The organism is Streptomyces sp. NPDC006552, from assembly GCF_040611655.1.
Lineage (GTDB): Bacteria > Actinomycetota > Actinomycetes > Streptomycetales > Streptomycetaceae > Streptomyces.
Genome location: NZ_JBEXOS010000009.1, coordinates 110,738 through 127,628, shown reverse-complemented (window position 1 = coordinate 127,628; position 16,891 = coordinate 110,738). Strand labels below are relative to the sequence as shown.

General features: G+C 73.7%; 19 protein-coding genes. 12 read left to right on the top strand and 7 right to left on the bottom strand.

The features are described from left to right. Window positions 1–619 precede the first annotated feature (619 nt). Window positions 620–1,741, bottom strand: a complete 1,122-nt coding sequence (locus ABZY33_RS08520; RefSeq protein WP_356490741.1) for an epoxide hydrolase family protein — start codon at window positions 1,739–1,741, stop codon at window positions 620–622. Window positions 1,742–1,812: 71 nt separating this feature from the next. After that, window positions 1,813–2,232, bottom strand: a complete 420-nt coding sequence (locus tag ABZY33_RS08515; protein ID WP_356490740.1) for a MarR family transcriptional regulator — start codon at window positions 2,230–2,232, stop codon at window positions 1,813–1,815. Between the two features lie 55 nt (window positions 2,233–2,287). Here ABZY33_RS08515 and ABZY33_RS08510 point away from each other — a divergent pair, with 55 nt between their 5' ends. From ABZY33_RS08510 to ABZY33_RS08465, 10 genes are all read left to right on the top strand, one after another. After that, window positions 2,288–2,803 carry a DUF6790 family protein gene (locus tag ABZY33_RS08510; RefSeq protein WP_356490739.1) on the top strand — a complete coding sequence of 172 codons (516 nt, stop codon included), beginning with the start codon at window positions 2,288–2,290 and terminating at the stop codon, window positions 2,801–2,803. Window positions 2,804–2,862: 59 nt separating this feature from the next. Then, window positions 2,863–3,198: a PadR family transcriptional regulator gene (locus ABZY33_RS08505; protein ID WP_356490738.1), complete on the top strand. Its 336-nt coding sequence runs from the start codon at window positions 2,863–2,865 to the stop codon at window positions 3,196–3,198. Further along, on the top strand, window positions 3,195–4,067 hold the full coding sequence (locus tag ABZY33_RS08500) for a hypothetical protein (protein ID WP_356490737.1): 873 nt from the start codon (window positions 3,195–3,197) through the stop codon (window positions 4,065–4,067). The genes ABZY33_RS08505 and ABZY33_RS08500 overlap by 4 nt, the downstream gene beginning before the upstream one ends. 260 nt (window positions 4,068–4,327) lie before the next feature. Then, entirely contained in the window at window positions 4,328–5,254 is a 927-nt protein-coding gene (locus ABZY33_RS08495) for a DUF4184 family protein (RefSeq protein ID WP_356490736.1), read from the top strand. Between the two features lie 414 nt (window positions 5,255–5,668). After that, window positions 5,669–6,661 carry a dihydroxyacetone kinase subunit DhaK gene (gene dhaK / locus ABZY33_RS08490; RefSeq protein ID WP_356490735.1) on the top strand — a complete coding sequence of 331 codons (993 nt, stop codon included), beginning with the start codon at window positions 5,669–5,671 and terminating at the stop codon, window positions 6,659–6,661. 44 nt (window positions 6,662–6,705) lie between these two features. Next, window positions 6,706–7,314 (top strand): dihydroxyacetone kinase subunit DhaL, encoded by a 609-nt coding sequence (dhaL, locus tag ABZY33_RS08485; protein WP_356490734.1) that lies wholly within the window; start codon window positions 6,706–6,708, stop codon window positions 7,312–7,314. Next, a complete protein-coding gene (locus ABZY33_RS08480; RefSeq protein ID WP_356490733.1) occupies window positions 7,311–7,721 on the top strand; it encodes a PTS fructose transporter subunit IIA in 411 nt (136 codons plus the stop codon). The genes dhaL and ABZY33_RS08480 overlap by 4 nt, the downstream gene beginning before the upstream one ends. A 181-nt stretch (window positions 7,722–7,902) precedes the next feature. Beyond that, a complete protein-coding gene (locus ABZY33_RS08475) occupies window positions 7,903–8,898 on the top strand; it encodes a fibronectin type III domain-containing protein (RefSeq protein ID WP_356490732.1) in 996 nt (331 codons plus the stop codon). Window positions 8,899–9,070: 172 nt separating this feature from the next. After that, the gene (locus ABZY33_RS08470; RefSeq protein WP_356490731.1) at window positions 9,071–9,571 is read left to right on the top strand and encodes a hypothetical protein; all 501 of its coding nucleotides are present in this window, start codon (window positions 9,071–9,073) and stop codon (window positions 9,569–9,571) included. 104 nt (window positions 9,572–9,675) lie between these two features. Then, the gene (locus ABZY33_RS08465; RefSeq protein WP_356490730.1) at window positions 9,676–10,776 is read left to right on the top strand and encodes a Gfo/Idh/MocA family oxidoreductase; all 1,101 of its coding nucleotides are present in this window, start codon (window positions 9,676–9,678) and stop codon (window positions 10,774–10,776) included. Between the two features lie 9 nt (window positions 10,777–10,785). On the opposite strand, the gene ABZY33_RS08460 is transcribed toward ABZY33_RS08465, so the two are convergent. The 3 genes from ABZY33_RS08460 to ABZY33_RS08450 all read right to left on the bottom strand — a co-directional run bounded on the left by ABZY33_RS08460 (window position 10,786) and on the right by ABZY33_RS08450 (window position 13,853). After that, window positions 10,786–11,331: a PadR family transcriptional regulator gene (locus tag ABZY33_RS08460; protein ID WP_356490729.1), complete on the bottom strand. Its 546-nt coding sequence runs from the start codon at window positions 11,329–11,331 to the stop codon at window positions 10,786–10,788. A 66-nt stretch (window positions 11,332–11,397) separates the two neighbouring features. Next, window positions 11,398–13,413: an NADPH-dependent 2,4-dienoyl-CoA reductase gene (locus tag ABZY33_RS08455; RefSeq protein ID WP_356490728.1), complete on the bottom strand. Its 2,016-nt coding sequence runs from the start codon at window positions 13,411–13,413 to the stop codon at window positions 11,398–11,400. A gap of 173 nt (window positions 13,414–13,586) precedes the next feature. Further along, window positions 13,587–13,853: a hypothetical protein gene (locus ABZY33_RS08450; protein ID WP_356490727.1), complete on the bottom strand. Its 267-nt coding sequence runs from the start codon at window positions 13,851–13,853 to the stop codon at window positions 13,587–13,589. A 91-nt stretch (window positions 13,854–13,944) separates the two neighbouring features. Between ABZY33_RS08450 and ABZY33_RS08445 the strand changes: the two genes are divergently transcribed. Then, window positions 13,945–14,394 carry a MarR family winged helix-turn-helix transcriptional regulator gene (locus ABZY33_RS08445; protein WP_356490726.1) on the top strand — a complete coding sequence of 150 codons (450 nt, stop codon included), beginning with the start codon at window positions 13,945–13,947 and terminating at the stop codon, window positions 14,392–14,394. A gap of 51 nt (window positions 14,395–14,445) precedes the next feature. Here the strand turns inward: ABZY33_RS08445 and ABZY33_RS08440 are convergent, their stop codons facing one another. Continuing rightward, window positions 14,446–15,192: a GNAT family N-acetyltransferase gene (locus ABZY33_RS08440; RefSeq protein ID WP_356490725.1), complete on the bottom strand. Its 747-nt coding sequence runs from the start codon at window positions 15,190–15,192 to the stop codon at window positions 14,446–14,448. Window positions 15,193–15,399: 207 nt separating this feature from the next. Between ABZY33_RS08440 and def the strand changes: the two genes are divergently transcribed. Beyond that, window positions 15,400–16,047, top strand: a complete 648-nt coding sequence (gene def, locus ABZY33_RS08435; protein WP_356490724.1) for a peptide deformylase — start codon at window positions 15,400–15,402, stop codon at window positions 16,045–16,047. A gap of 2 nt (window positions 16,048–16,049) precedes the next feature. On the opposite strand, the gene ABZY33_RS08430 is transcribed toward def, so the two are convergent. After that, complete coding sequence (locus tag ABZY33_RS08430; protein WP_356490723.1) at window positions 16,050–16,844, bottom strand: VOC family protein; 795 nt, start codon at window positions 16,842–16,844, stop codon at window positions 16,050–16,052. Window positions 16,845–16,891 lie beyond the last annotated feature (47 nt).

The following is a 16,891-nucleotide window of genomic DNA, read 5'->3' as shown; positions in this document are numbered from 1 at the left end:
CCCTAAGGGCAGCCCAGTGAGCGACGTCGGCGGTGCCGTCCGCGAACGGCAGTCCCTTCCGTGCGGCGCGAGCCAGCAGGACATCGGCCTGGGAGGCCACCACGGTCCGGTGTGCGCCCGTCTCGGCTGCCCCACCACCCCCGCCAACCTTCGCTCGATCACCGCGTCCTGGCAGCGAAGACCGGACACCGGACACGCCGGCGCCAGATCCCCCGTCCTCGTAGTCAGCGGAACAGGCGGAAGAACCCGCGCACCTGCTCGACCAGCGACACCGGCTGCTCCAGCGCGGCGAACGCGACGTCCCCCTGCGGGGACGGTGCCGTACGCCTCTTGCCGCGGAGTCTCCTGGGGGAGCCCCACGCCCATCAACAGGCGCACGGTCGGGGCCATGGCGTGCCCTTGCGTCAACTGCCCGCGGCCGACCGCCCCTGCCCCGGGCCCCTAAGGGCAGCCCAGTGAGCGACGTCGGCGGTGCCGTCCGCGAACGGCAGTCCCTTCCGTGCGGCGCGAGCCAGTAGGACATCGGCCTGGGAGGCCACCACGGTCCGGTGTGCGCCCGTCTCGGCTGCCCCACCGCTCCACCTGCCTTCGATCCATCCCCGCGCCCCCGTCCTCGTAGTCAGCGGAACAGGCGGAAGAACCCGCGCACCTGCTCGACCAGCGACACCGGCTGCTCCAGCGCGGCGAAGTGGCCGCCACGCGGCAGCTCCTCGAACCAGCGCAGGTCAGTGAAGCGCAACGCGGCCTCCCGCCTCGACGGGCGGCTGATGTCGCGCGGGTAGACCGACAGCCCGGAGGGCGCGGTCACCTTGTCCCGGAAGCCGGCGAAGCTCTCCCAGTACAGGCGCGCCGACGACGTGGCCGACGCGGTGAACCAATAGACCGAGATCTCGTCGAGGATCGTCTGCCGCGCCAACGCGTCCTCGGGATGGCCGTCGTTGTCCGTCCACGCCCAGAACTTCTCGGCGATCCAGGCGGCCTGCCCCGCCGGGGAGTCGGTGAGGGCATAGCCGAGCGTCTGCGGCCGGGTCGCCTGGATCGCCGAGTAGCCCCGGCCGGTGCGCCGCATCTCCTTCTCGGCCTCGAGATTGGCCAGCTCCGCGGGCGTCGGGTCGTCGAACGTGCCCGCCGCCACGGATCCCAGGTTCAGGTGGACGGCGGCGACCCGCTCGGGCGCGACCTCGCCGAGCGCCCCGGTCACCGCCGATCCCCAGTCGCCGCCCTGCGCGCCGTACCGTTCGTAACCCAGCGAGGTCATCAACGTGTCCCAGGCGCGCGCGGTGCGGGTGACGCCCCACCCGGTCGTCGACGGCTTGTCGCTCCAGCCGTATCCGGGCAGCGACGGCGCGACCACGTGGAACGCGTCCGCCGGGTCACCGCCGTGCGCGCGCGGGTCGGCCAGCGGGCCGAGGACCTCCAGGAACTCAAGCACGGACCCGGGCCAGCCGTGTGTGAGCACGAGCGGGAACGCGTCGGGTTCCGGCGAGCGGAGGTGCAGGAAGTGGATGCCAAGACCGTCGATCGTGTCGCGGTACTGCGGGAACGCGTTCAGCCGCTCGGCGAACCCGAAGTCGTACTCCTCGGCCCAGCTGCGACACAACTCCTGCGCGTAGGCCAGCGGCAGACCCTGCGACCAGTCGTCCACCGGCTCGCGCTCGGGCCAGCGTGTCCGCCGCAAACGTTCCCGCAGGTCCGCGATCTCGGCTTCGGTGACGGTGACCTGGAACGGCTCGGCGGGCACGGCAAGGCTCCTTACTGGTCGCGGTGGTGTCGGATCAGACGCGGGTGGCCTGTCAGCGCGCGCCCGCGCACTCAGTCAGAGGCGAGGAGTTCGGCCAGCCGGAGGGTGTCTTCGAGGTAGCGGTCGTAGGGGAATCCGGCGGCGACGAGTGCGGCCCGGAACTCCTCGTCGAGCGGCTTTCCTGTGGTGTGGAAGGCTTTCCGGCCGGCGTCGGTGAGGCGGACCAGCCGCCGCCGCGCGTGTTCGGGATCGACGGCGATCTGCACCAGGCCGTCCGCCCGCAGGGGGCGCAGCGCCCGGCTGATCGCCGGGTCGGAGACGGACAGGGCCTGCGCGAGCCGGTGCTGCGTCGTCGGCTCGATCTCCTCCAGCGTACCCAGCAGCCGGATCTGACTGTAGGTCAGGCCGTCAGAGCCATCGGAGCGCCGCCGGGCCGCCTCGCCCAGCAGCATGACCACGCGGTGCAGCAGATCTGCGAGTCCGTTGTCCACAGCACCACTGTACCTGACTATTGCGAGGTTAATATTAACCTGTTAAGACTGAATCATGAGTAACCTCTCCTACCTCGCGCAGTCCGCGTTCCCGCTCGTGTGGCTTCTGGTGCCGGCCGCGGGGGCCTTCATCCGGACCCGCCACGCACCCTCCCCGCGGCAGGCGCTGGAAACCTGGCAGCGCTGGTGGGCCATCGGCGCCTTCGGCTGCGGCAGCCTGTGGATGACGGTCGCGTTTCTCGGCGCCCCGGACGTCATGGCCACGGCGATCGGCTTCGAGCGGACGCCCTTCATGTTCGAGATAGCCTTCGCCAACCTCGGGCTGGCCGTCATGGGGTTCCGGGCAGCCTCGGCGTCCGCACGCGAGCGCATCACCATCGGGCTCGGCGGCGGGATGTTCCTCTGGGGAGCCCTGGCCGGCCACGTCTACCAGTGGTTCGCATGCGGTGACCACTCCCCCGGCAACACCGGCGGAGTCCTCCTCAACGACCTCTTGGTCCCGGCGGTCATGATCATCCTGGCCGTACGTTCCCGGCGCCTGGAACCGGCCACGCGAGCCGCCGCAGTCTGACCTCCCGGACCGCCCCGTTGCCTGTCGGAATCGTCCGTCAGGCGGAATACTCTGCTGGTATGAGCGAGCGAGGGATGCAGGAGCCGACGCTGCTGTTGCTGACGGCACTGGCCAATGCGCCGCGTCACGGGTACGCCATCGCCCAGGAGGTCAAGGCCATGACCGAGGGCCGGGTGGTGCCGCGTACCGGGGCTCTGTACGGAGCACTGGACCGGCTCCTGGCGGAAGGGCTGATCCAGGTGGAGCGTGAGGAGGTGGTGGGCGGCCGGGCGCGGCGCATTTTCGCTCTGGCTCCTGCCGGGCGGGAGAGGCTGGCGGCGGAGGCGGAGCGGCTGGCTGCCACCGCGCGGGAGGTCAGGCGGCGGCTGGCCGACGGTGCGACGGCGCTGACGTGATCGACCTCCTGCTCCGCCTGTATCCGGCCGCCTACCGGGCTGCTCACGGGCAGGAGATCGTCGATGTGCACCGGGAGATGACGGCGGGCATGGCGCGCGCCGTGCGGCTGCGTGCGGATGCCGACCTGGCGGCGCACGCTCTGCGGGTCCGGCTGAGGCTGGACTCGGCGTCACCCCTGGGCAGGTTGTTCGCCCTGGCCGCCCCGTTCGCGTTGGCGGCCGCCGCGGTGGGCAGTGGGCTGCGACTGACCCGCTGGTACGCCGGGCTCGTTCTCTCGCCGGCCCCGGTGTGGGTCCAGCTGTCCGCGATGGACGGTGCGTGGGCCCTGTACTTGCTGCTCTCCCTGCTGGTGTGCGTCGGCGCGATCATCGCCTTGACCGGCCGCTGGGCGCTGGGCACGGGCGTGGCCGTGTGCGGGCTGTCGGGGACGATGGTGCAGTCGGTGCTCGCCTCCCCCTTGTACGGCGCGGGGGTGGCCGTTCCCGCCTCGGCCCTGCTGAGCGTCGCCGCGGTCCTGGCCTGCCCTCCGGATCGACGCGGTGACAGGCGGCTGTCCACGGCCGCTGGAGCCATGGCCGCCGTGGCATGGTTCCCCGTCGTGGCCGTGGACACCAGGGCCTTCGGCGTGACCACGGATTACGGCGCCTGGCCTCTACTGGTCCTCGCCTCCACCGGGGCGGCGCTCGCCCTGCGCGCCCGGTCCTCAGGTCTGCGCGAGATCGGCGCGATGGCCCTGGCCTCCCCGCCGCTGATCGCCTACGCCTATACGGACGCCTGGCTTGCACCCTTGCCTGTCCTCGGCATCTTGCTCTGCCTGCCGGTCGCGGTCATGCTCACCGCGTTCTTCCAGGCTGTGCGCCGAGGCTGACCCGGTCTCCTCATGTCGGCCGGCCGCCGCATCGCTGATGGGCTCGGCACGGGCCTCACGTCCTCAGGTCCTCACGTCCTCACGTCCTCACGCAGGGCGTACGGCATCGGCCGGTTGTCATAGTCAGTTGAGATGAATACTCTCTCTCGTGTTCTATCCGTGCGTGTTGCCCGGGTCGGGCCAACCATGTGATCCCCGATGCCCGCAGTGGGGAGGGTGCGGCGATCCCGAGGTTCCTCCGAGGAGAGAAGACCACCGAGTTGCCGTTCACCCTGTCGCATCCCGCCGCGGTGCTGCCGCTGCTGCGTCGCCCGTTCGTTCCGGCGGCACTGGTCGCCGGCGCGGTGGCACCCGACGTCCCGTACTTCCTGACCGTCCTTGGCGTGTCCGGGAGCAGCCCCGAGGACTGGTACGGGCCGCTCCTGAACGCCACGCAGACCCACTCCCCCGCCGGCCTGCTGCTCAGCCTGCCCTCCGCCCTCGGCCTGGTCGCCGCCCACCGGATGCTGCGCGCACCGATCACAGCGCTGCTCCCGCGCGGGCTCCGCATACCCGGACCCGAACCGGCAGCCGGCCTGCCGGCGAAGGCCCGGTACACCATGTGGCTGCTGATCTCCGCTGTGCTCGGTATCGCCTCGCATGTGGTGTGGGACTCCTTCACCCACGGCGACGGCTTTCTGGTCACGCACATGGAGCCGCTGCGTGCCTCGGCTCCCGGCGGCCTGACGGTTGCCCGGTTGTTGCAGTACGCGAGCACGGTCGTCGGCCTGACCGCCGTCGGACGGCACCTCTGGCGACGCCGGACCCGACTGCGGCCCCGCGCCGGTACCGACAACGGCGACCGCCTGACCCCCCTCGCACGGTGGGGCGTGCTGATTCTGCTGGTGGCGGCCCCCGTGCTGGGCGGTGCCGCGAACGCCGCGAGCGACTTCAACGCCTACCGCTTCGTGACCGACGTGGACTACAGCCGCCCGACCACCGTCGACCTGGGCGACGGCGCGAGCGACACCAGCTATCCGTCCAGAACCGTCCCAGCCCCGTGGGGTGCCCTCGCCGAAGGTGTACTGACCGGTGCCGCCAAGAGAGCCGGCGCCTCATTCACGGCCGCCTTGCTGCTGTACGGCGCGGCCTGGCACATCGGTGCCGGGTCGCGCCGGTCGGCCAAGGGCGTGATCCAGCGGCGCTGATTCGACCTGCGTGCTTTCGAACCAGGGGATCGGGGTGACGGCCCCGCGACGGTTCGGACAACGGGGTGCGGGCGATCACGGGGTCGGACCGACGGCACCGCTCCTCGCTTCTTCTCCCTGACAAGTCCGGTAGCCATCTACCCACTCCCGCTCCTCTGCGGGCCGGCGAGGCGATGCGCGGGCGGCGATGCGCAGCCACTGTCGGGACCCCGCACGCTCCGCACGCCCCGTTGCCCTCGACCCGCCTCGCCAAGGAGACCCCAGAGGGTGCCCCGCGCGTGGCCTCCGCAGATACTGGCGTAGGACCGACAACCGCAGACCGCCTACACCTGACACCCCGTCACCAATGTCGGCATCGGGTCGGCATCAGTCCCGCGCAACACCGCCCCAGCCCGACGTCACCCGGAGGTACTGATGAAAATGCTGATCAACGTGGCCGAGTCCGTGGTCGCCGACGCCCTGCGCGGAATGGCGGCCGCCCACCCCGAGTTGACCGTGGACGTCGACAACCGGGTGATCCTGCGCCGGGACGCGCCGGTGGCCGGGAAGGTGGCGCTGGTGTCGGGCGGCGGGTCCGGGCACGAGCCGTTGCACGGCGGGTTCGTGGGGCCCGGGATGCTCTCGGCGGCCTGTCCGGGTGAGGTGTTCACCTCGCCCGTGCCCGATCAGATGGTGCGGGCCGCCGCCGCGGTGGACAGCGGGGCGGGCGTGCTGTTCATCGTGAAGAACTACACCGGCGACGTGCTCAACTTCGACATGGCCGCCGAACTCGCCGAGGACGAGGGCATCCAGGTCGCCAAGGTGCTGGTCAACGACGACGTCGCGGTGGTCGACAGCCTGTACACCGCCGGGCGGCGCGGGACCGGCGCGACCCTGTTCGTGGAGAAGATCGCGGGCGCCGCCGCCGAGGAGGGGCAGCCGCTGGAGCGGGTCGAGGCGCTGGCCCGGCAGGTCAATGAGAGCGCGCGCAGTTTCGGGGTGGCGCTGAGCGCGTGCAGCACACCCGCCAAGGGGTCGCCGACCTTCGATCTGCCCGCCGGGGAGCTGGAGTTGGGCATCGGCATCCACGGCGAGCCGGGGCGCGAGCGGCGTTCCATGATGACGTCCGGGGAGATCGCCGACGTCGCCGTCCACGCCGTCCTGGAGGACCTGAACCCGACGAGCCCCGTGCTCGTCCTCGTCAACGGCATGGGGGCGACCCCGCTCCTGGAGCTGTACGGGTTCAACGCGGAGGTCCAGCGGGTGCTCGGCGAGCGCGGCGTGCCCGTCGCCCGCACCCTCGTCGGCAACTACGTCACGTCCCTCGACATGGCCGGCGCCTCTGTCACCCTGTGCCAGGTGGACGAGGAACTGCTGCGCCTGTGGGACGCGCCGGTCAGCACGGCCGGCCTGCGCTGGGGCAGGTGAGCGCGGGCACCCTCGTCCCCGTACCTACCACGCAAGGAGACCATGTGCTCGACACCGACTTCTTCCGGCGCTGGATGGCGGCGACCGCGGTGGCGGTGGACCGCGAGGCCGCCCGGCTCACCGAACTCGACTCGCCGATCGGCGACGCGGACCACGGCAGCAACCTGCAGCGCGGCTTCACCGCCGTACGGGCCGTGCTCGACAAGGACGCGCCCGACACGCCGGGGGCGGTGCTCACCACGGCCGGGCGGCAGCTGATCTCGACGGTGGGCGGGGCGTCGGGGCCGTTGTACGGGACGCTGCTGCGGCGTACCGGCAAGGCGCTCGGCGACGCGGCGCAGGTGAGCGAGGCCGACCTCGCCGGGGCGCTGCGGGCCGGGGTGGACGCCGTGGCCGGGCTCGGCGGTGCGGCGCCCGGAGACAAGACGATGCTGGACGCACTGGTGCCCGCGGTGGAGGCACTGGAGGACGGCGGCTTCGCCGCGGCGCGCTCCGCCGCCGACCACGGCGCGCAGGCGACGGCTCCGCTCCAGGCCCGCAAGGGCCGCGCCAGTTACCTGGGCGAGCGCAGCATCGGCCACCAGGATCCCGGCGCCACGTCGTCGGCGCTGCTCATCGGCGCGCTGGCCGAGGCCGCCGGGGACGCGTCGTGAGCGCCGGCGCCGGTGTCGGCATCGTGCTCGTCTCGCACAGCAGGGACGTCGCCGAGTCCGTGGCGCGCCTGGCGGCGGGGCTCGCCGCGGGCGGGTCGACCGCTCCGGTGGCCGCGGCGGGCGGCACCGAGGACGGCGGCCTCGGTACGAGCGCGGAGCGGATCTCGGCTGCCGCCGCGGAGGTCGACCGCGGCGCGGGCGTCGCGGTCCTGGTCGACCTCGGCAGCGCGGTCCTCACCGTGAAGGCGCTGCTCGCCGAGGGCGACGAACTCCCGGAGGGCACCCGCCTGGTGGACGCCCCGTTCCTGGAGGGCGCGGTGGCCGCCGTGGTCTCCGCCTCCGCGGGAGCGGACCTGGACGCGGTCGTGGCGGCGGCCTCGGAGGCGTACACGTACCGCAAGGAGTGAGGAGCGCCCGCGCGCGCAGCGGTCCGGGGTCCTCGCCTCCAACTCCGGTGCGCGCGCGGCGCGGTCCCGTCGCCTTCTCTTGCGCCGCCCTCTTGATGGGGACCCGCCCCTCGTGCCATACAGGAGACCGGGCCAACAGGTCTGAACCAATCCGGTTCGTTCTCCGAGCGGAAGGCACGCCGTGCGACGCGTTCCCCCACGCACTCTGCTCCCCCAAGCCGCCTGCGCCGCCGCGCTGTTGGCGGCGGTGACCGGCTGCGGGCTGCTCCCGGGCGGTGACGCCGGGGCCGCCGGGCCCGCCCTGTCCGAACCGGTCGGCGTCACGGCGCAGGCCGGCAGCGCCACCACCGTGCACGTCATGTGGAACCGCCCGGTGAGCACCACCGAGGTCACCGGGTACGAGGTCTTCCGCGGGTCGGTCCGCGTGAAGGAGCTGACGGCCCAGCAGCACATGGTGGACGTCAGCGGCCTGCGCGCGACGTCCCGGTACGTGTTCACGGTCCGCGCCCGCGGCAAGGACGGCGCCCTCGGCCCGGCGAGCCGCCGCGTCAGCGTCACCACCCCGGCCGCCGTCGCCGCGGACGGGCACGCGCCGGACCGGCCGGGCGGGCTGCGCGGGCGGGTGGACGGCGGGCGCGCCGTCTCCCTGTCGTGGCGGAAGGCGTCGGACGACCGCGGCGTGGTCTCGTACGACGTCTACCAGGGCACGACGAAGATCCACAGCGTCGGCGGGACGCGGACGCGGGCGCTGCTGACCGGGTTGCGGCCCGGCACCGCCTACACGTTCCGCGTGCGGGCGCGGGACGCCGCCGACAACGTCTCCGCCGCCAGCGATCCGGTGCGGCTGACGACGGCGCGGGGCCCGGACGAGGGCGCCGGGACCGCGCCGCAGGGGTTCCGCGCCACGACGCGGCGGGCGGACAAGGCGTACTACATCGATCTCGCCTGGACGGCGCCGCAGACCGGGGGTGACGTCCCGGCGTACCAGGTGTACCTGGACGGGAAGCAGGCGACGACCGTGATGTGGGGCGAGAGCGCGCCGAAGGACAAGGCGACGTACAGCTTCTACATCGGCGAGACGGCGGGGGCCCGGCACCGGGTCAGGATCCGGGGGCAGCTGCCGGACGGGACGTGGGGCGCGTTCTCGCCGGAGCGGACGGTCACGACGGGGCAGTAGGCGCCCGCGCCGCCACGAGCGGGCCGGACGGCGTCCGGTGTCACCTGGCCGGACCCCGTCCGCGTGCGTGCGCCGGCGCCGGCGTGTGGGGTGGGCGCAGGCAGCGCGGGCTTTGCCGACTCGGGCGGGGCACGGGACGAACCGCCTCCCGCGCCGCCGGAGAGCAGAGACCATGCGTACCCCTTCACTCCTCGCCCGGCGCGCTCTCACCGTCGCGGCCGCCGCCGCGCTCCCCCTGGCCGGTGCGGCGCCGTCCCTCGCCGCGGGGGTCGACGTGACGGCCGACGGTTCCACGGTGACGGCCACCACGACCGCGTGCCCGCACGGCGGCGACGCCACGCTCCTGGACTCCGGCCAGGCCGACTTCACGCAGGGCAGGCGGGCGACGCTCGTCTCCGGCCGGGCCGTCTGGCAGGGGCTCGGCCCGGGGACGTACCAGACAGTGGTCATCTGCTCCGACGGGTCGACCCTCGGGCCGGTGCCGGTGACCGTCACCGCGCGCCCGGCCACCGCCCCGGTCTCCCACCCGGCCGGCGGGGTGCGGGGCGGGCTCGGCGGCACGGTCCGGGACACCGGGACGCTCACCCTCGCCGTGGGCGGCGCGCTGGTCGCCGTCGCCTCGGTCGGCGCGGCCTGGTACCTGCGGCGCCGGGCCCTCGGACGGCACGGCTGACCGGCGGCCACACCCTGGTGCCGACGCCCCCTTGTCGGCGCGACGCGGCGCGGCTTACCGTCCCCGGAGCCGTGTGATCGTCCGCGAACATCCGTGGGGGCAGCGTGAGTTCAGGTCCGGTGGGGGTCGCCGTCGTCGGGGCGGGCGTGATCAGCAAGCAGTACCTGAGCACACTGTCCGGCTTTCCGGACGTACGCGTCCTCGCCGTCGCCGATCTCGACGTGACCCGGGCCCGGGCCGCGGCGCGCGCCCATGACGTACCGCTCGCCGGCGACCTGGCGACGGTGCTCGCCGAGCCGGCGGTCGAGCTGGTGGTGAACCTGACGGTGCCGGCGGCGCACGTGGAGGTGGCGCGGGCGGCGCTGCGGGCGGGCAAGCACGTGTACAGCGAGAAGCCGATCGCGCTGCTGCCCGCCGAGGCCGGCAAGCTCCTGGAGGAAGCGGCCGAGCGGGGGCTGCTGATAGGCGGCGCCCCCGACACGTTCCTCGGCGCGGGCCTGCAGTCCGCGCTGCGGACGGTCGGCGCCGGGCACATCGGGGCGCCGGTCGCCGCGTCGACGGCCGTATGCAGCCTCGGCCCCGAGGGCTGGCATCCGGACCCGGCCTTCTTCTACCAGCCGGGCGCGGGTCCGCTCTTCGATCTGGGGCCGTACCACCTGACGGCCCTTGTGGCCCTCTTCGGCGGGGTGGAGCGGGTCGCCGCGTCGGTCCGGCGGGCCCGCGAGGACCGGGTCTCCGGGGCGGGCCCGGCGGCCGGCCGGTCGTTCCCCGTCGCCGTCCCGACCCATGTCTCGGCGCTGCTCGACTTCGCCTCGGGGCCGGCGGCGACCTCCGTGTTCAGCTGGGACTCGGCGCACCCGCACATCCACTTCGAGGTGATCGGCACGGAGGGCACGCTGGCGCTGCCCGACCCCAACACGTTCCGCGGGCCGCTGCGGCTGCGCCCCAACGGTGCCGCCGAGTGGACCGGGCTGCCGGTGCGGGGCCGCACCGACGGCCGGGGCCTCGGCGTCGTCGACCTGGCCCGCGCGATCCGCACGGGCGAGCGGCCGCGGGCCTCGGGGGCGCTCGCGCTGCATGTGCTGCAGACGATGGCGGCGGTGCCGGAGTCGGCGGCGCGCGGGGAGTTCACGCGAGTGGCGACCCAGGTGGTGCCGCCCGCGCCGCTGCCGGCGGAGTGGGATCCGACGGCCGCGACGCTCTGAGCGCGTCGGTCACGGGCCGGACGGGCTCGCGGAGAGGTCGGCCAGCGTCCGTTCCAGCCACTCCACCCAGAACGTCTCCAGGGCGATCCCGGCCCCCAGCACCGCGTGCTGCAACCGGTCGGGCATGGTGTCCTTCTCCGGCGGGAAGTCCCGCACCTCGATGGCCCGGTAGGTCTCCAACTGCCGCCGGTGCAGATCGAGATGGCGGCGCAGCTCGGCGTCGATGCCGTCCGTGCCGACCACCGCGGCGGAGCGCAGCCGCAGCAGCAGCGGGTCCCGCATCGCCTTGGGGTCCTGCGGGGCGGCCGTCCACCGGGCCAGCTCGGCGCGGCCGCCGGGCAGCACCTCGTACTCCTTCTTCTGGCCGCGTGCGGGGACCTGCGGGGTCAGCGCCCGGATCAGCCCCTCGCGCTCCAGCCGGCCCAGCTCGCGGTAGATCTGCTGGTGGGTCGCGGACCAGAAGTAGCCGAACGACTTGTCGAAGCGGCGGGTCAGTTCGAGCCCCGACGACGGCTTCTCCAGGAGGGCCGTGAGGATCGCGTGCGGCAGTGACATGGGCCCAGCGTATGTGGCGAAGGGCGGTCACGTGGCCGGCGGGCCCGGCCGCGTGACCGCCCGGTCTCAGAGGGCCGCGGCGACCTCGGTGCCCTGCTTGATGGCGCGCTTGGCGTCCAGTTCGGCCGCGACGTCGGCGCCGCCGATCAGGTGCGGGGTGCGTCCGGCGGCGACGAGGTCGTCGTAGAGGGAGCGCCTCGGTTCCTGGCCCGCGCACAGGACGACCGTGTCGACGGGGATCAGCGTGGGCTCGCCGTCGACGGTGAGGTGCAGGCCGGCGTCGTCGATCCGGTCGTAGGTGGCGCCCGCGATCATCGTGACACCGCGGTGGCGCAGTTCGGTGCGGTGGATCCAGCCGGTGGTCTTGCCGAGGCCCGCGCCGACCTTGGATGTCTTCCGCTGGACGAGGTGCACCTGGCGCGGCGGCGCGGGGCGCTCGGCGCGGGTGAGGCCGCCGCGGCCCGCGTACTCCATGTCGACGCCCCACAGCCGGAAGTACGTCGCCGGGTCCTGGCTGGCCTTCTCGCCGCCGTCGGTGAGGTACTCGGCGACGTCGAACCCGATGCCGCCGGCCCCGATGACGGCGACGCGGTCACCGACGGGGGCCTGGTCGCGCAGGACGTCGAGGTAGCCGACGACGCTGGGGTGGTCGACGCCGTCGATGGCGGGGACGCGCGGGCTGACGCCGGTGGCGACGACGACCTCGTCGTAGGCGTCCAGGTCGGCGGCGTCGACGTGGGCGTTCAACTCCACGCGGACGGCGTGCTGTTCGAGCTGGTTGCGGAAGTAGCGCAGGGTCTCGTCGAACTCCTCCTTGCCGGGCACCCGGCGCGCGACGTTCAGCTGGCCGCCGATCTCGGCGGCGGCGTCGAAGAGGGTGACGTCGTGGCCGCGTTCGGCGGCGGAGACGGCGCAGGCGAGGCCGGCGGGGCCGGCGCCGACGACGGCGACGCGCTTGCGGGTCCTGGTGGGCGCCAGGACGAGTTCGGTCTCGTGGCAGGCGCGCGGGTTGACCAGGCAGGAGGTGATCTTGCCGCTGAAGGTGTGGTCGAGGCAGGCCTGGTTGCAGCCGATGCAGGTGTTGATCGCCTCGGGGCGGCCGGCGGCGGCCTTGTTCACGAACTCCGGGTCGGCGAGCATCGGCCGCGCGAGGGAGACCATGTCGGCGGCGCCGTCGGCGAGCAACTCCTCGGCGAGTTCCGGGGTGTTGATGCGGTTGGTGGTGACGAGCGGGATGGAGACCTCGCCCATGACCTTCTTGGTGACCCAGGTGTACGCCCCGCGCGGCACGGACGTCGCGATGGTGGGGATGCGGGCCTCGTGCCAGCCGATGCCGGTGTTGATGATCGTGGCGCCGGCCGCCTCGACCTCCTTGGCCAGGTGCACGACCTCCTCCAGCGTCGAGCCGCCGGGCACCAGGTCCAGCATGGACAGCCGGTAGATGACGATGAAGTCGGGGCCGACCCGCTCGCGGACGCGGCGCACGATCTCCAGGGGGAAGCGGACGCGGTTCTCGTAGGAGCCGCCCCAGCGGTCCGTGCGCCGGTTGGTGGGGGCGGCGATGAACTCGTTGACGAGGTAGCCCTCGGAGCCCATGATCTCGACGCCGTCGTACCCCGCGGCCCGGGCGAGTTCCGCCGCGCGGGCGAAGTCCTCGATGGTCTGCTCGACGTCGGCGTCGCTCAGCTCGTTCGGGACGAAGGGGCTGATGGGCGCCTGGAGGGGGCTCGGCGCGACGAGGTCCTCGTGGTAGGCGTAGCGGCCGAAGTGCAGGATCTGCATCGCGATCCGGCCACCCGCCGCGTGCACGGCGTCGGTGACCTCGCGGTGCTGCCCGGCCTCCGCCTCGGTGGTGAGCTTGGCGCCCCCGGGGTAGGGGCGGCCGGCGTCGTTCGGGGCGATGCCGCCGGTGACCATCAGGCCGACGCCGCCGCGGGCCCGGGTCGCGTAGAACTCGGCCATGCGCGCGAAGCCGTTCTCCGCCTCCTCCAGACCCACGTGCATCGAGCCCATCAGGACGCGGTTGGGCAGGGTGGTGAAGCCCAGGTCGAGCGGGGCGAGCAGGTGCGGGAAACGGGTCATGGGGCCCTCCGAGCGCGGCGAACGTCGTCACTGTTGTAGACGACGCCGACCCTGTTGTGCAACAAGTTGCATAAGAGAGCTGCGCCACGCAGGCAAGCCTTACCGGCCGTTTCCGGCCGCCGGTCACCGGTCGCGCGCCACCGGAACCCGTTCGCCCCGCCGAGACCGGCGCGCTACGCGTCCGCGACCTCGGCCACCCACCCGTACGGCAGCTCCTCGCCGTCGACGGTCACCGCCTCCACGGCGCGGGTGCGCGGGTCGATCTCGGCCTCCACCCCTTCACCGGCGTAGCGCGGATAGCCGGACGCCCCCAAGGCGCCGGTGGCCGTCACGGGCACGGACCGCAACGGGTTGCCGTGGTCGGGGCGGCCCTCGGCGTCGGTCAGCCGGGGCTTGAGGACGACGGTGTAACGGGCGGGCACCTCAGGCGTATGACTCATGCTCCGGAGGCTAGTGCGCGGCGCGGGGCCCCGCCTGTCGTCCCGTCCGGGGTTGTAGAGTGCAACAAGCGCCAGGGAAAGGACCCGTCACGTGGCAGAGCCCGACCGCACCGCCGACCGCGTGTCGGCCGTGGAGACCATCCAGCGCGAGCTGACGTCCTTCGCGCGCCGTGCCCGGGCGACGGCGGCCCGGATGCATCCGGAGCTGTCGCTCGTCTCCTTCACCCTGCTCAGCCACCTCGACGAGCGGGGCGGCTGCCGCGCGACCGACCTCGCCGCGCAGTTCGCCCTGGACAAGTCCACGGTCAGCCGCCAGGTCGCCGCGCTGGAGCGGGCGGGTCTGGTGATGCGCCGCGTCGAACCCGACGACCACCGCGTCCAGGTCCTGCTGCCCACTCCGGCGGGGGCGGAGATCCTCGCGCAGGTGACCGTCAGCCGCCGGCAGATCTTCGGCGAGCGGCTCGCGGAGTGGCCCGTCGAGGACCTGATGCGGTTCGCCGGGTATCTGGAGCGGTACAACGAGTCGGCGCGGGAGGACTGACGGGGCCCGCCGCTCTCTCGGGCGCAGGCGCAGGTGACCGCGCCCCGGCCCCTAGGGCCGCACCGGCGTTCCCGGTACCCGGGCCGCGCGGAAGCGGGTTCTGCGGCGCAGCCGGAAGCCGAGGGACTCGTAGAGCCGGATCGCCTGCGTGTTGCCCGCGCCGGTGTGCAGGAACGGGGTCTCGCCGCGCTCCTCGATCCCGGCGGCGACCGCCCGTACGAGCCGTCCGGCGAGCCCCTGGCCGCGCTGGGCGGGGTCGGTGCAGACCGCGCTGATCTCGGTCCAGCCCGGCGGGCGCAGCCGCTCCCCCGCCATCGCGACGAGGACGCCGCCGCGCCGGATGCCGAGATAGGTGCCCAGCTCGATGGTGCGCGGCAGGAAGGGGCCCGGCCGGGTGCGCGCCACCAGGTCGAGCATCTCCGGCACGTCGGCCGGGGTGAGCCGGACCGCCTCGGGGTCGTGCGCCGCGGCCACGTCCGCGCCGGTCAGCTGGACGCCGGGGATGTCCTGGGTCAGCTCCCACCCGGCCGGCAGGGAGCCGGTCGTGCCCGGCAGGGGCACCTCCCCGGCGGGTCCGGCGAACGCGGCCAGGTCCGCCCAGTCCCCGGGCCCCGGGTCGTCGGGCAGCGCCAGCCAGGGCGACACGTCGGCGGGGTAGCGCAGGACCCGGCCGCGCCGCTCGGCGAGGTGGGCGTGCGGGCCGGTCAGCGCGGCGTACGCCGGGTTGTCGAGCGGGTGCGCTGCCCCACCGGGGGCGGGCGCCGCCACCCGCCCCGCGTACGTCTCCGTCTCGGTCATCCGGACCCTTTCTCGTCGCATGCCCCGAAGCGCGCACCGCGGACCACGGACGCACCGCCCCATGGAACCCGCAGGTCAGGGCCGAGATTCCCGGGCACATGCAGTGTTCACGAGGTCGCAACGTGTTCACACGCCCGTCATGGGCCCGCACACCGGGCGCCCGGTCCGGCGTTGCCCGGCGGCGATGGCTGCGGGCATGCTGGCGCGATGTCGATGACGTCACTGACCGACCAGGTCGAGGCCCTGCTCACCGGGCCGCCCGTGCTGCCGATCGTCGCCGCGGGCGACCCCGTCCTGCGCCGGCCGGCCGAGCCGTTCGACGGGCAGCTCTGCGACGCCCTGCTGGTCCGGCTGATCGAGGCGATGCGCGCCACGATGCACGCGGCACCGGGCGTCGGCCTGGCCGCGCCGCAGATCGGGCTGCCGTTGCGCCTCGCGGTGCTGGAGGACGCGGCCACCGTGCCCGAGGAGGTCCGGGCCGCGCGCGGGCGCGTCCCGCTGCCGTTCCGGGTGCTGGTCAACCCGGCGTACGAGGAGGCTGGAGGGCGTCAAGTCGCGTTCTACGAAGGGTGCTTGAGCGTGCCTGGCTACCAGGCCGTGGTCGCCCGGCACGAGCGGGTGCGGCTGCGCGCTCTCGACGAGCGGGGCCGGCCGGTCGACGAGGAGATCGGCGGCTGGCCGGCCCGGATCGTGCAGCACGAGACGGACCACCTGAACGGGACGCTGTACCTGGACCGGGCCGAACCGCGCTCGCTCTCCTCCACGCTGACGCAGGCGGCCGTGGAGCGCTGGGCACAGCCCACCCCGCACCTGGCCGCCCGGGAGCTGGGATTCGAGCTGCCCGCATCGGACTGACCTCAGTCCAGCCGCGGCATCGTGCCTTCGGTCGTGGTGACGTCGATGACGGTGAAGGCCGCGCCCTGGGGGTCGCCGACCGCCGCGAACCGGCCGAAGGGGCTGTCCATCGGCCCGAAGAGCAGCGAACCGCCGAGCCGCCGGGCCGTCTCGACCGCCGCGTCGCAGTCCTCGACGACGAAGTACACGTTCACATGCGACGGCACGTGCTCGGGGAAGTCGCCGGTCATCCGCAGCCGGCCGAGGACCGGGGCCCCGGCCAGCTGCCAGACGTCGAAGTCGACGTGGTCGTCCGCCATCGTCCGCACCTCGTAGGGGAAGACGGAGGTGAAGAACGCGTCGGTGCGCGCGGTGTCGCGCGAGTTGACCTCGGCCCAGCAGAACGCGCCGGGTTCGTTGACCGCTTCGAAGCCCCGGTGGGTCCCGGGCTGCCAGACGCTGAACCGGCATCCGGTGGGGTCCTGGGCGGTGGCCATCGTGCCGTAGTCGCCGACGGGCGCCGGTTCCCTCGTCAGCGTGCCGCCCGCGCTCGTGATCCGCTCGGCGGTGGCCGCGGCGTCCGGGGTGGCGAGGTACAGGTTCCACGCGGCCGGGACGTCCCGCGCGCCGGGCGGCTGCGGCGACAGCGCGGCGACGCGCTTGCCACCGGCCGTGCTCGCCTGCGTGTAGTCGCGGTGCTCCGCTGCGCGCGGATCGTAGTTCCAGCCGAACAACTCGGCGTAGAAGGTCTTCGCGGCCTCGAGGTCGGGGAACGTGGCGTCGGCCCAGACCGGCGCGCCCTCGGGTGGTGCGGGCATGACGCGCCGCCTTCCGTCGGTCCTCGCCGGGCGGGACGCGGCCCGGC

What these genes read in the sequence shown, in the direction of transcription:
- dhaK (WP_356490735.1), top strand. Translation starts at nt 5,669, where the DNA reads ATGAAAATGCTGATCAACGTGGCCGAGTCCGTGGTCGCCGACGCCCTG.
- ABZY33_RS08460 (WP_356490729.1), bottom strand. Translation starts at nt 11,331, where the DNA reads ATGTCACTGCCGCACGCGATCCTCACGGCCCTCCTGGAGAAGCCGTCG.
- ABZY33_RS08440 (WP_356490725.1), bottom strand. Translation starts at nt 15,192, where the DNA reads ATGACCGAGACGGAGACGTACGCGGGGCGGGTGGCGGCGCCCGCCCCC.
- ABZY33_RS08470 (WP_356490731.1), top strand. Translation starts at nt 9,071, where the DNA reads ATGCGTACCCCTTCACTCCTCGCCCGGCGCGCTCTCACCGTCGCGGCC.
- ABZY33_RS08455 (WP_356490728.1), bottom strand. Translation starts at nt 13,413, where the DNA reads ATGACCCGTTTCCCGCACCTGCTCGCCCCGCTCGACCTGGGCTTCACC.
- ABZY33_RS08450 (WP_356490727.1), bottom strand. Translation starts at nt 13,853, where the DNA reads ATGAGTCATACGCCTGAGGTGCCCGCCCGTTACACCGTCGTCCTCAAG.
- ABZY33_RS08510 (WP_356490739.1), top strand. Translation starts at nt 2,288, where the DNA reads ATGAGTAACCTCTCCTACCTCGCGCAGTCCGCGTTCCCGCTCGTGTGG.
- ABZY33_RS08430 (WP_356490723.1), bottom strand. Translation starts at nt 16,844, where the DNA reads ATGCCCGCACCACCCGAGGGCGCGCCGGTCTGGGCCGACGCCACGTTC.
- def (WP_356490724.1), top strand. Translation starts at nt 15,400, where the DNA reads ATGTCGATGACGTCACTGACCGACCAGGTCGAGGCCCTGCTCACCGGG.
- ABZY33_RS08505 (WP_356490738.1), top strand. Translation starts at nt 2,863, where the DNA reads ATGAGCGAGCGAGGGATGCAGGAGCCGACGCTGCTGTTGCTGACGGCA.